The organism is Saccharopolyspora shandongensis, assembly GCF_900106995.1.
Taxonomy (GTDB): Bacteria; Actinomycetota; Actinomycetes; order Mycobacteriales; family Pseudonocardiaceae; genus Saccharopolyspora; species Saccharopolyspora shandongensis.
Genome location: NZ_FNOK01000005.1, coordinates 78,505 through 91,412, shown reverse-complemented (window position 1 = coordinate 91,412; position 12,908 = coordinate 78,505). Strand labels below are relative to the sequence as shown.

General features: G+C 69.7%; 11 protein-coding genes. 1 reads left to right on the top strand and 10 read right to left on the bottom strand.

All coding sequences use genetic code 11. The features are described 5' to 3' along the window. Positions 1-173: 173 nt before the first annotated feature. Positions 174-947 carry an HAD family hydrolase gene (locus BLW84_RS06960; protein ID WP_093262602.1) on the bottom strand — a complete coding sequence of 258 codons (774 nt, stop codon included), beginning with the start codon at positions 945-947 and terminating at the stop codon, positions 174-176. 201 nt (positions 948-1,148) lie between these two features. Next, a complete protein-coding gene (gene gltX / locus BLW84_RS06955; protein ID WP_093262596.1) occupies positions 1,149-2,645 on the bottom strand; it encodes a glutamate--tRNA ligase in 1,497 nt (498 codons plus the stop codon). Positions 2,646-2,748: 103 nt separating this feature from the next. Here gltX and BLW84_RS06950 point away from each other — a divergent pair, with 103 nt between their 5' ends. Continuing rightward, on the top strand, positions 2,749-3,978 hold the full coding sequence (locus tag BLW84_RS06950; protein WP_093262595.1) for an FAD-dependent oxidoreductase: 1,230 nt from the start codon (positions 2,749-2,751) through the stop codon (positions 3,976-3,978). A 305-nt stretch (positions 3,979-4,283) separates the two neighbouring features. Here BLW84_RS06950 and BLW84_RS06945 read toward each other — a convergent pair whose 3' ends face one another. The 8 genes from BLW84_RS06945 to ilvC all read right to left on the bottom strand — a co-directional run bounded on the left by BLW84_RS06945 (position 4,284) and on the right by ilvC (position 12,841). Continuing rightward, the gene (locus BLW84_RS06945) at positions 4,284-5,066 is read right to left on the bottom strand and encodes a fumarylacetoacetate hydrolase family protein (RefSeq protein WP_093262592.1); all 783 of its coding nucleotides are present in this window, start codon (positions 5,064-5,066) and stop codon (positions 4,284-4,286) included. 161 nt (positions 5,067-5,227) lie between these two features. Beyond that, positions 5,228-6,862 (bottom strand): citramalate synthase, encoded by a 1,635-nt coding sequence (gene cimA / locus BLW84_RS06940; protein WP_093262591.1) that lies wholly within the window; start codon positions 6,860-6,862, stop codon positions 5,228-5,230. Positions 6,863-7,085: 223 nt separating this feature from the next. Further along, positions 7,086-7,412, bottom strand: coding sequence for an ArsR/SmtB family transcription factor (locus BLW84_RS06935; RefSeq protein ID WP_093262590.1), 327 nt, complete (start codon positions 7,410-7,412; stop codon positions 7,086-7,088). Next, a complete protein-coding gene (locus BLW84_RS06930; protein WP_093262589.1) occupies positions 7,409-7,852 on the bottom strand; it encodes an SRPBCC domain-containing protein in 444 nt (147 codons plus the stop codon). The genes BLW84_RS06935 and BLW84_RS06930 overlap by 4 nt, the downstream gene beginning before the upstream one ends. Positions 7,853-7,982: 130 nt before the next feature. Further along, positions 7,983-9,026 carry a 3-isopropylmalate dehydrogenase gene (locus BLW84_RS06925; RefSeq protein ID WP_093262588.1) on the bottom strand — a complete coding sequence of 348 codons (1,044 nt, stop codon included), beginning with the start codon at positions 9,024-9,026 and terminating at the stop codon, positions 7,983-7,985. 215 nt (positions 9,027-9,241) lie between these two features. Next, positions 9,242-10,837 (bottom strand): phosphoglycerate dehydrogenase, encoded by a 1,596-nt coding sequence (gene serA, locus BLW84_RS06920; RefSeq protein WP_093262587.1) that lies wholly within the window; start codon positions 10,835-10,837, stop codon positions 9,242-9,244. Positions 10,838-11,426: 589 nt separating this feature from the next. Beyond that, complete coding sequence (locus BLW84_RS06915; protein WP_093262585.1) at positions 11,427-11,672, bottom strand: DUF397 domain-containing protein; 246 nt, start codon at positions 11,670-11,672, stop codon at positions 11,427-11,429. 173 nt (positions 11,673-11,845) lie between these two features. Further along, entirely contained in the window at positions 11,846-12,841 is a 996-nt protein-coding gene (gene ilvC, locus BLW84_RS06910) for a ketol-acid reductoisomerase (RefSeq protein ID WP_093262583.1), read from the bottom strand. Positions 12,842-12,908: the final 67 nt, after the last annotated feature.

Below are 12,908 nucleotides of genomic sequence, written 5' to 3'. Positions count from 1 at the left end.
GGTGTCGGACGGCCGACTCGGTTTTCCGACCTCCTCTGAGAGAAGTTCGGGCTCCGGGCCGCTGCCCTCCGTGTTGATAAGAATATTAGACCATCCCTTCCGACGCCCGGAAATCACCCCCCTCTTTCCAGGATCGTCGCAGGTGGAGACGGTCGCAGCGGCCCGGAGCGGGGTCAGCGGCCGACCAGCTCGGCGGTCCGGCGCGGCGGTTGCGCGGGGGCCGGGACGGCGGGCAGGTCGGCGACGAGGAATTCGGGCAGCTGGTGGAGGCCCGTGATGGTCGGCACGTTCGCGGCCGGGCCCTGGTTCCCGCCGCGGTTGAGCCAGATGCCGTGCAGGCCGGCGCGGGCGGCGCCGAGGGCGTCGATGTCGAGCTTGTCACCGACGTGGGCGACTTCTTCGGGGCGCAGGCCGAGCGCGTCGCAGGCGGCGTGGAAGATGCGCGGGTCCGGTTTGGCGACGCCGGCCTCGGCGGAGATGATCAGTTCGTCGAAGGCGTCGGCGAGGCCGACGGCGGCGATCTTCTTGCGCTGGTACGCGCTGGGCGCGTTGGTGATCACGGCGAGCCGGAGGCCGCTGGCGCGGAGCCAGTCGAGGCACGGCCAGGCGTCGTCGTAGAGGGCCCAGGCGCGCTGCATGGCGGCCATCCGCAGCGTTTCGCGGCGCGCCGCTTCGGCGGTGTCGAGCTTCTCACCGAAGGCCGCGAAGAACGCTTGGGTGCGTTCGACGCACATCACGTCGAAGTCGACCTCGTTGGTGACGTACCGCGCGTAGTGCTGGTCCGTGGTGCGCTGCCACACCGGCCAGGCGCGGTCGCTGCCGACGAGTTCCCGCAGGCTGTGCCGCGCCGCTCGCCCGCTGTCGAGCAGGGTGTCGTCGAAGTCGAGGCAGACCGCTTTGATCTGTCCGAGTTCGTGGGTGGTCGGTGTTTCAGGCGCGGATGTCACCCCGAGAGGCTAGGCGCTCACCCGCTGCGTCCGACTCGGCCAACACGGTGATCCTGTCGGCCTGTTTCCGTTGAGTCCGGTTGGCGGCGGCGGTCGTGAGTGCGAGGTGTGTTCTCGCACTCACGACCGGCCCGTCAGAGCCCGGTAGGGCGGGTTGTCGTCCTTGAAGCGGCGCAGCCGCTCAGCCTGGAAACCCGCTTCTCAGCCGAGGACCTTGCGCAGCCGTTCGAGGGAGATGTCGCGGCCGAGGAGTTCCATCGACTCGTACAGCGGCGGCGACACCGTGCGGCCGGTGATCGCCACGCGGACCGGCGCGAAGGCCTTGCGGGGCTTGATGCCGAGGCCGTCGACGACGGAGTCCTTCAGCGCCTGCTCGATGGCCGCCGTGGTCCACTCGGGCAGCGCGTCGAGGGCGTTGATGGCGGCTTCCAGGACCGGCTTGGCGTCTTCACCGAGGGCCTTCTCCGCGGAGGCGGGTTCAGGCGCGAAGTCGTCGCCGGCGAACAGGAAGGCCATCATGCCGACGGCGTCGGAGAGCACGATCAGCCGCTCCTGCACCAGCGGCGCGGCGGCGCGCACGATGGCGAGCTGCTGCTCCGTCGGCTCGGCCGGGAGCACACCGCCCTGGACGAGGTAGGGCACCACGCGGTCGACGAAGTCGTCGGGCGCGAGGGCGCGCAGGTGCGCGGAGTTGATCGCGTCGGCCTTCTTCTGGTCGAAGCGCGCCGGGTTGGCGCTGACGCGACCGATCTCGAAGGCGTCCACCATCTCGTCGAGGCTGAACACGTCGCGGTCGTCGGAGATGGACCAGCCGAGCAGCGCGAGGTAGTTCAGCAGGCCTTCCGGCAGGAAACCCCGGTCGCGATGGTGGAACAGGTTGGACTGCGGGTCGCGCTTGGAGAGCTTCTTGTTGCCTTCGCCCATGACGAACGGCAGGTGGCCGAACTCGGGGGTGAAGTCGGTGACCCCGATGCGCTGCAGCGCCTCGTAGAGCGCGATCTGGCGGGGCGTGGAGGACAGCAGGTCTTCGCCGCGCAGCACGTGCGTGATGTGCATCAGCGCGTCGTCGACCGGGTTGGTGAGGGTGTAGAGCGGGTCGCCGTTGCCGCGCACCAGCACGGGGTCCGGGACACTGCCCGCGGGGAAGGTGATCTCGCCGCGCACCAGGTCGGTGAAGGCGATGTCGCGATCGGGCATCCGCAGGCGCAGCACGGGCTTGCGCCCTTCGGCGCGGTAGCCGGCGATCTGCTCGTCGGTGAGGTCGCGGTCGAAGTTGTCGTAGCCCAGCTTGGGGTCGCGGCCCTTGGCCTTGTGGCGGGCTTCGATCTCTTCCGGGCTGGAGTAGGACTCGTAGAGCTCGCCGGCGGCCAGCAGTCGCTGGGCGACGTCGGCGTAGATGTCGCGCCGCTCGCTCTGCCGGTAGGGGCCGCAGGGGCCGCCGACCTCGGGGCCTTCGTCCCAGTCGAGGCCCAACCAGCGCAGCGCGTCGAGGATCGCCTGGTAGGACTCCTCGGAGTCCCGGTTGGCGTCGGTGTCCTCGATGCGGAACACCAGGGTGCCCTTGTTGTGCCGGGCGAACGCCCAGTTGTAGAGGGCGGTGCGGATGAGGCCGACGTGCGGTGTCCCGGTCGGCGAGGGGCAGAACCGGGCGCGAACGGGCCTGGCGTCGGCGTGTGCTGCGGCTTCTGGCGTGCTCATAACACATCCAGCGTAGTCACCCGCCGTCGGCGGTTGACGGGGGCATCCGGGCGAGGCATCCTGAACTTATTCAACACCCGTTGAAATACTGGAGGGGATCGCGATGGAGCGGACCACCTGCTGCGTGATCGGCGGCGGACCGGCGGGCATGGTGCTGGGGCTGCTGCTCGCCAGGGCCGGCGTCGAGGTGACCGTGCTGGAGAAGCACGGCGACTTCCTGCGGGACTTCCGGGGCGACACGGTGCACCCCACCACGCTGCAACTCCTCGACGACCTGGGGCTGGCCGAGCGGTTCGCCGAACTCCCGCAGCGCCGCCTGAACCAGGTGCGGCTGCCGATCGGCCCGGCCGGCGAGCTGTTCACCTTCGGCGACTTCAAGGCGCTCAAGGTGAAGTACAACTACATCGCGATGGTCCCGCAGTGGGACTTCCTGGCCATGCTGGCCGACGCGGGCAAGCAGGAACCGACGTTCACCCTGCGGATGAACACCGAGGCGACGGAGCTGATCCGGGAACGCGGCCGCGTCAACGGGGTGCGCTACCGCACCGCCGACGGCGAGACCGGCGAGCTGCGCGCCACCATCACGGTGGCCTGCGACGGCCGGAAGTCCTTCGTCCGCGGCATGCCCGAACTCGGCCTGCAGGACTTCCCGACGCCGATGGACGTCCGGTGGTTCCGGATCCCGCGGCAGACCGGCGATCCCGCGGGCGGCATCGGCCTGATCCGGGAACGCACCTTCACCGCCATGTTCGACCGCGGCGACTACTTCCAGGTCGCGTCGATCATCGGCAAGGGCACCGACCCGGAGGGCCGCAACCGGCCCGTCGAGGAGCTCGACGAGCGCCTGGTCCGCTTCTTCCCCTGGCTGGCCGGGCGGAATCTGGTGCGCAGCTGGGACGAGGTCAAGGTGCTGCACGTGACCCTGGACCGGTTGCGCAAGTGGCACGTGCCGGGCCTGCTGTGCATCGGCGACGCGGCGCACGCGATGTCACCGGTCGGCGGCATCGGGATCAACCTGGCGGTGCAGGACGCCGTCGCGGCGGCCCGCCACCTGGCCGAGCCGCTGCGCGAAGGTCGTTTGGAGCGCAGGCACGTCGCAGCGGTGCAGCGGCGGCGCTGGCCGACGACGGTGCTGATCCAGCGGCTGCAGCGGGTAATCCACGAGAACGTGATCTCCCCGGCGCTGCGCGGGGAAATCGACTTCGGCAACACCGCGCGCCTGCCGCTGCCCCTGCGGGCGGTCTCGAACGCCCCGTGGCTGCGCCGGATCCCCGCGTACGTCCTCGCCTACGGCGCGGTCCGCGAACGCCCGCCCAAGGCGGCCCTCCGCTGACGACCGGGCGTCCGCAATCCCCATTGGAGGTGCCGATGAGCGTTTTTTATCGTGGTTGGTGACCGCAGCCGCGACAGCCAACGGACCGAATCCCGAAAGCAGTCGCATGCGCCGCAGGCGCATAGCCCACCCACGCAGCTCGCACCGCCGCAGGTTCTCAACGTTCGCCTGGCGAGGACGGCCCAACCGCCGTGTATCGGGGTTGGGCACCCACAGCCCAGGCGGACGCTGAGGTTCCGCCACCCGCACCGCCACGCACAACGAGAATGAGAAACCTCAATGGGAATCGCGGACCTCGGAGGCCGTCAGCCCTGCTGGACCGGGTTGGTCAGGGTGCCCAGGCCGTCGATGGAGACCGAGACCTTCTGGCCCGCCTGCATCGGGCCCACGCCCGCCGGGGTTCCGGTGAGGATCACGTCTCCCGGCAGCAGCGTCATCACCCGCGAGATCCACGACACGAGCGCCGCGATGTCGTGGATCTGCAGCGACGTGCGCGAGTTCTGCTTGAGCTCGCCGTCCAGATCGGTGCGGATCGCCAGGTCCGACGGGTCCAACGAGGTGTCGATCCACGGGCCCAGCGGGCAGAACGTGTCGTAGCCCTTGGCCCGCGTCCACTGCCCGTCGGCCTGCTGCTGGTCGCGCGCGGTCACGTCGTTGGCGATCGTGTAGCCCAGCAGCACTTCGGTGCCCCGCGCCTCCGGCACGTCCTTGCACGGCTGCCCGACGACGGCGGCGAGCTCGCCCTCGAAGTCCACCCGCTCGGAGTTCGGCGGCAGCTTGATGGCGGCGTTGGGGCCGATCACCGAGGTCGACGGCTTCATGAAGATCACCGGGTTCTCCGGCGGTTCCGAGCCCATCTCGCGGGCGTGCTCGGCGTAGTTCTTGCCCACGCAGATGACCTTGGTGGGCAGGATCGGGGCCAGCAGCCGGACATCGGCCATCGGCCACTTGCGACCGGTGAACGTCGGGTCGCCGAACGGGTGCTGGTCGATCTCGACCGCCAGCACCTTCTCCTGCGGTGCGGCCGGATCCGGCTCCAGTGCGACGAACGACACCCCGTCGGAGTGGGCGACACGTGCCAAGCGCAAGACGAACCTCCGGAATCGAAAGTGGACTCGGGTGGATGGCACCCACGACCAACATACTTGGGCACGCACACCCTGACCTGCCGCGGTCCGTCCTCGTCGGATCGCAGTTCCAATTGAAACTGCGATCCGACGAGGACGGACCTGTCTCGCTGCTTCCCGGCTCAGCGGGTGCTGATCGTGTTGCGCCGCAGGGCCTTGTACACCAGCGCGTCGCAGAGCGCGAGCCAGCTCGCCTCGACGATGTTGCCGTGCACGCCCACCGTGGTCCACTCCTCCTCGCCGTCGCGGGATTCGACGAGCACGCGGGTGACCGCGTCGGTGCCTGGCGCGTCGATGAGGATGCGCACCTTGTAGTCGGCCAGCTCAACGGATTCCAGCCAGGGCAGGTGCGGGACCAGCGCCTTGCGCAGCGCCGCGTCGAGGGCGTTGACGGGCCCGTTCCCTTCTGTCGTGGCGATCACGCGCTCCCCCGCGACGTGCACCTTGACCGTCGCTTCGGAAACCGTCTCGCCGTCCGATCGGTGGTCGAGCACGACGCGATAGGACTCCAGCTCGAACGGCGCCTCGACCGGATCGCCGTCTGCCACGGCGGCCATTTCGCCGCGCAGCAGCAGTTCCAGCGACGCGTCGGCCGCTTCGAAGGACCAGCCGCGCGCTTCCAGTTCCTTCACCCGGCGCACCGCGCCGGTGACGGCGGCCGGCGACTCCGCGAGGTCGAGGCCGAGCTCGGCGCCCTTGAGCTCCAGGCTGGCGCGCCCGGCCATCTCGGTGACCAGCACCCGCATCCCGTTGCCCACCAGCGCCGGATCGATGTGGTTGTACAGCTCGGGGTCCACTTTGATCGCGCTCGCGTGCAGCCCCGCCTTGTGCGCGAAGGCCGACTGGCCGACGTAGGCCTGGTGCGTGTCCGGCGCGAGGTTGGCGATCTCGGCCAGCGCGTGCGAAACCCTGGTCAGCTCGCGCAGCTTTCCCACCGGCAACACCGGCATCTCCAGTTTCACGGCGAGATTGCCGATCACGGCGAACAGATCCGCGTTGCCCGCCCGCTCCCCGTAGCCGTTGGCGGTGCACTGCACGTGAGTCGCGCCGGCCTGCACGGCGGCGACGCTGTTGGCCACCGCGCAGCCGGTGTCGTCCTGGCAGTGGATGCCGACGCGGAATCCCGTGCGCGACACGACTTCGCGGACCGTCTCGGCCAGTTGCAGCGGCAGCTGCCCGCCGTTGGTGTCGCACAGCACGACGACATCCGCGCCCGCGCCGGCGGCGGCGTCCAGCACGCGCAGCGAGGTGTCGGGATCGAAGGCGTAGCCGTCGAAGAAGTGCTCGGCGTCGAGGAACACCCGGCGGCCCTCCCCGACCAGGTAGCGCACCGTGTCGGCGACCATCGCGCAGTTCTCGGCCACATCGGTGCGCAGCGCCCGCTCGATGTGCCGTCGGTCCGATTTGGCCACCAGCGTCACCACCGGGGCGCGCGACTCCAGCAGTGCCCGCACCTGCGGATCTTCGTCCACTTTGGTCCCGGCCCGCCGGGTGGAGCCGAAGGCGACGAGGGCGGCGTGCCGGAGGTCGAGTTCGCCTTCGGCGGCGCGGTGGAAGAACTCCGTGTCCTTGGGCAGCGCGCCGGGCCAGCCGCCTTCGATGAAGCCGACGCCCAGCGAATCCAGCAGCCGCGCGACGGCGAGCTTGTCGGTGACGGAGTAGGAAATGCCCTCGCGCTGCGCGCCGTCCCGCAGGGTCGTGTCGTAGACGTGGAAGTCGTCGCCCAGCGGCGTTCCGGCCGGGTTGGTGCGGGTCACTGGATTTCTCCTGTCGGCGTCGGAGATGGGGTGGAAGCGGCGGCGCAGGCAACAAAAAAGACCCCCCGCAGATGCGAGAGGTCAGCGCGCCGGGGTGCGGAATCGTCTACCCGGCGCGCTCGCCAATAATGATCACACTGCGGAAAGCCACGAACCCATGCTGCCACAACCCGGCACCGGACCACCAGACGACCACGTCGTCCCACCATCCGGGCACGCCGGCCTACTGCCCGGATTCGGCGCGGCGCTTGAGCGCCGCCAGGCGCCGATCCCACCTGGCGGCGCGGGACTCCAGCCAGCGCGCCGTCGCCGCCAGCGGCTCCGACCGGATCGCGAAGCGGACCTCCCGCCCCACCCGGTTCGACGTCACCAGGCCCGCGTTCTCCAGCACCGCCAGGTGCTTGACGACCGCCTGCCGCGACACCGGTAGCGCGGCGGCCAGCGCCGTCGCGCTGGCCTCACCGCGCTCGCCGAGCAGGTCCACGAGCTGCCGCCTGGTCGGATCGGCCAGCGCCGCCAGCACCTCGTCGACCTCACCGTGCTCCGTCACGCCTGCCGCTTCTCCACCTTCTGCTTGACCTCGTCCAGCACCTGTTCCCAGCCGCCGGTGTTGTCGTCGACCGCGCCGCGCCGCGTCTCCTCCGACGCGGCGAGTGCGGCGAACCCGCTCTCGACCACGCGCAGCCGGGTCGTTCCACTCTCCTCGGTGAGGGTGAACTCGACCAGTGTCGAGTTGCCCGCCGCGGGCTCCTCGCCGGGGAAGGCGCTCGCCCAGCGGTAGGCGAGGTAGCGGTGCGGATCCAGCTTCTCGATCAGCTGCGGGAAGGTGCCGTACTCGGTGTGCTCCGAGACCAGCCTGCTGCCCTCCCCTACCTCGACGCCGGTCGGATCCGCCTCGCCGAGCCAGAACTCGGGTTCCAGCAGTGCCGCCCACACCTGCTCCGCAGGCGCCTCGATGACGATCTCGCGTTCGATCCGGTCGGAAACCATGCCCACTCCAATCCAACGGTTGTGCAACCCCAGGGTTGCACCCCATCGCCTCATGTGCAACTCACGAGTTGCACATGAGGGCAACGAAGAGGGCGCCCCTTCCGGGACGCCCTCAACGCGATGGACGAGATCAGGACTGCGGGGCGACCTCGCGGGAGGAGACCAGCGCCGCGAGGCGGTCGCCGATCGCGAAGGTCGCGCCCGGCGCCGAGTGGTCGCGGGTGGCCAGGTCGAACGCCACCGACGCCTCGACCCGCCTGGCGGCCTCGGTCAGGCCGACGTGGTCGAGCAGCATCGCGACCGACAGCACCGCCGCGGTCGGGTCCGCCACGCCCTGCCCGGCGATGTCCGGCGCGCTGCCGTGCACCGGCTCGAACATGCTCGGGTTACGGCGGGTGGCATCGATGTTGCCGCTGGCCGCCAGGCCGATGCCACCGGTGACGGCACCCGCCAGGTCCGTGATGATGTCGCCGAAGAGGTTGTCGGTGACGATCACGTCGAACCGGGACGGGTCGGTGACCAGGTGGATCATGGTGGCGTCCACGTGCTGGTAGGCGACGGTCACGTCCGGGTACTGCAGCGAGACCTCTTCCACCACGCGCGACCACAACGATCCGGCGTGGGTGAGCACGTTGGTCTTGTGCACCAGCGTCAGGTGCCTGCGCGGCCGGGAGGCGGCGCGGGCGAACGCGTCGCGCACCACCCGCTCCACGCCGAACGCGGTGTTGATGCTGACCTCGGTCGCGATCTCGTGCGTGGTGTCCTTGCGGAGCAGACCGCCGTTGCCCGCGTACGGACCCTCGGTACCCTCGCGAACCACGACCATGTCGATCTCGCCGGGGTCGACCACCGGACTCTTCACGCCCGGGTAGAGCCGGGCCGGCCGCAGGTTCACGTGGTGGTCGAGCTCGAAGCGCAGCCGCAGCAGCAGGCCGCGCTCCAGGATGCCGCTGGGCACCGTCGGGTCGCCGACGGCGCCGAGCAGGATCGCGTCGTGCTGGCGGAGTTCACCCAGCACGGACTCGGGCAGCAGCTCCCCGGTCGCGTGCCAGCGCGCCGCTCCCAGGTCGTAACGAGTGATCTCGGTATCCGGCACCACCTCGCCGAGGACCTTGAGTGCCTCGGCAATAACCTCCGGCCCGATCCCGTCGCCGGGGATCACAGCGAGCCGCATCTACACACCTCCCGAGAACCACCCCGACCCGCGGGGCTCGAACTGTTGAGCCGAAGGCTACCGGCACGACTGCGGGCAGCGGCATGCCGGGCCCACCAATTGGATGATATGTCCCAGAACGTGGGACACCCATTGGAGTGAGATGACCATCGATCCCTGGCACGACACGGGGGCCGTCCCACATCATGGAACGGCCCCCGTGTCACTCGTTCGAGTTACTCGAAGCTGACGGTGCGCACGATGCGCGCACCGACCGCGGCGCCGATCGGCTCCAGCACGCCCGGCTCGACCGGACGGTCCACGCGCAGCAACATGATCGCGTCCGAGCGCTCCGTGGTCTGGCTGACCATCGCCGCCTCGATGTTCACGCCCACCTCGCCGAGCAGGGTGCCGACCCGGCCCATCACGCCCGGCCGGTCCGGGTACTCCAGCAGCAGCACGTTGCCCTCGGCCCGCAGGTCGAAGTGCCGGCCGTTGACCTCGACCAGCTTCTCCACCTGGTTCGACCCGGACAGCGCGCCCGAGACCACGGCGGTGCGGCCGTCCGGCAAGCCCGCGCGCACCGACACCACGCTGCGGTGGTTCGGGCTCTCCGAGGAGGTCTTGACCTCCACCTGCACGCCCAGGTCCTCGGCCAGCTGCGGCGCGTTGACGAAGGTCACCTGGTTCTCCACGGCGCCGGCGAAAACGCCGCGCAGCGCCGCCAGCTGCAGCACCGAGACATCCTCGTCGGCCAGCTCACCGCGGGCCTCGATGGTCACCGAGCTCGGCGTGCTGCCGACCAGCGCGGCCAGCACCTGGCCCAGCTTCTGGGTCAGCGACAGGTACGGGCGGACCTCCTCGCCGACCACGCCGCCCTGCACGTTGACGGCGTCCGGCACGAAGTCGCCGCGCAGCGCCAGCCGCACCGAGCGGGCGACGTCGGTGCCCGCGCGGTCCTGCGCCTCGACGGTGGACGCGCCCAGGTGCGGGGTGACGACCACGTTGGACAGCTCGAACAGCGGGCTCTCGGTGGTCGGCTCGGTCTTGAAGACGTCGATGCCCGCGCCGCCGATCTGGCCGTTGCGCAGCGCGTCGACCAGCGCGTCCTCGTCGATCAGGCCGCCGCGGGCGGCGTTGACGACCAGCAGGCCCGGCTTGGCCTTCTTCAGCTCCTCGGCGCCGATGAGGCCGAGGGTCTCGGCGGTCTTCGGCAGGTGGATGGAGATCGCGTCGGCGCGGGCCAGCAGCTCGTCGAGCGAGACCAGCTCGATGCCCAGCTGCGCGGCGCGACCCGCCGACACGTAGGGGTCGTAGGCGATCAGCTTGGTGCCGAAGGCGGCGACGCGCTGCGCGAACAGCTGGCCGATCTTGCCCAGGCCGACCACGCCGACGGTCTTGCCGTTGAGCTCCACGCCGGTGTAGGAGCTGCGCTTCCACTCGCCGGCCTTGAGGCTGGCGTCGGCCTGCGCGACGTTGCGCGCGACCGCGAGCAGCAGCGCCATCGCGTGCTCGGCGGCCGAGACGATGTTGGAGGTGGGGGCGTTGACCACCATCACGCCGCGCTCGGTGGCGGCGGGCACCTCGACGTTGTCCAGACCGACCCCGGCGCGGGCGACGACCTTGAGCTTCTTCGCCGCCGAAAGCACCTCGGCGTCGACCTTGGTGGCGGAGCGGACCAGCAGCGCATCGGCGTCGGCGACGGCGTCGAGCAACGCCGGCCGGTCGGTGCCGTCCACGTTGCGGATCTCGACCTCGTCCCCGAGGGCGTCGATCACGGACGGTGCCAGCTTCTCGGCGATCAGGACGACAGGACGGCTTGCGTTGGTCACGGGCGAACTCCATTTTTGAAGATCACGGTCGGCACGGCGATGTGCCCGGACGGGGTCGAAGTTTAACGGGAGTTTGAGAAAGCGTTCACAAGGGTGTTGCCCGGATCACCGGTCCGGAATTGCCCGCCCGTTAAACCCGATTCTTCGGCATTGTCGCAGATCAACCAGGCTGCGGACACAACGCGCAACGCCATGGGGACACGGCGTCACCCAGGTGGCGGCCACCCGCCTGCACAAGGACTCTGGTACACGTGACGGTCTCCGTCACCCGACGGAACACCGTATTGCTCCTGGCGCCAACACGAGCAAGATTCACCTTCCACCTGGAACGCATCCGCCACCGCGACACCGAACTCCACACACTCGGGAGCCACCGCAAGCGGCGCAGCCGCTTAGCCCACCCTCGCAACTCGCACCGCCGCGGGTTCACGGCGCCCACCCCTCCGGAGTTCTCCCAGCGAGGACAGCCCCGACGCCGCGTATTGGTCATACACAAGTCGGGGATCCCACAGCCGAGAAGGCTTCTGTAACTCCCGCAGGGGGGCCGCCACCTGCACCGCTACGCAAAACGAGCCGTTCACCTTCACCATCACGGCTCGTCGAATTCGCCGTCCTTGGCGCCGGCGACGAACGCGTCCCACTCCTCCGGCGTGAAGACCAGGACCGGGCCCTCCGGTTCGGCGCCGTTGCGCATGCCGATGTAGCCGTCCACGAAGGCGATCTCGACGCCCGGCTCGTCCGGGTCGTCCGTGCTGGTGATCCACTCCGCGTCGGTGAAGTCCAGCTTGTGGCGGATGTGCGCCTTGTTGTCGACGATCTCGTTGTCTGCACTCACGATGCGTACCTTATCCCTCACCCGCAGCGACCGGTTTCCCCCTTTGGCAACTGGGAAAGCCGGTCCGGGAACCTACCGGGAAGGCCGAGGCCCGGTGATCCCTCGTGGGGCTCACCGGGCCTTTTCGCATCGGCCGGACGCGCGGTCGGCGCGCCGCCGAGGATCGCGGGTCCTTACTTGTTGGTCCAGGACATCAGCGAACGCAGCTTCTTGCCGACCTCTTCGATCTGGTGGGCGTTGCCCTCGGCCTGCAGCTTGGTGAAGTTCGGGCGCCCGGCCTCGTCCTCGGCCACCCACTCCTTGGCGAAGGTGCCGTCCTGGACCTCGCTCAGGATCTTGCGCATCGACTCCTTGACGTGGGCGTCGATCACGCGCGGGCCGCGGCTGAGGTCGCCGTACTCGGCGGTGTCGCTGATCGAGTACCGCTGGCCGGCGATGCCGCCCTCCCACATCAGGTCCACGATCAGCTTGAGCTCGTGCAGGACCTCGAAGTAGGCGATCTCCGGCTGGTAGCCGGCCTCGACCAGCACCTCGAAGCCGGTCTGCACCAGGGCGCTCGCGCCACCGCAGAGGACCGCCTGCTCACCGAACAGGTCGGTCTCGGTCTCCTCCTTGAAGGTGGTCTTGATGACGCCGGCCCGCGCGCCACCGATGGCGGCGGCGTAGGACAGCGCCAGCGCCTGGGCGTTGCCGGAGGCGTCCTGCTCGACCGCGATCAGGCAGGGCACGCCCTTGCCGTCGACGAACTGGCGGCGCACCAGGTGGCCCGGGCCCTTCGGGGCGACCATGGCGACGTCGACGTCCGCCGGCGGCTGGATCAGGCCGTAGCGGATGTTGAAGCCGTGGCCGAAGAACAGCGCGTCGCCCTGCTTCAGGTTCGGCGCGATGTCGTTGGCGTAGATCTCGCGCTGCTTGGTGTCGGGCGCGAGGATCATGATCAGGTCGGCTTCCGCGGAGGCCTCGGCCGGGGTGAGCACCCGCAGGCCCTCTTCCTCCGCCTTGGCGCGCGACTTGGAACCCTCCGGGAGGCCGACCCGCACGTCGACGCCCGAGTCCCGCAGGCTCAGCGCGTGGGCGTGGCCCTGGCTGCCGTAGCCGATGACCGCGACCTTGCGACCCTGGACGATGCCCAGGTCGGCGTCCGCGTCGTAGAAGATTTCAACTGCCATGGTGATTCAGCGTTTCCTTTCGGGACTTCTTCGTACCCGCCGCCGAATGCGGTGGTCTTCTCGCCCG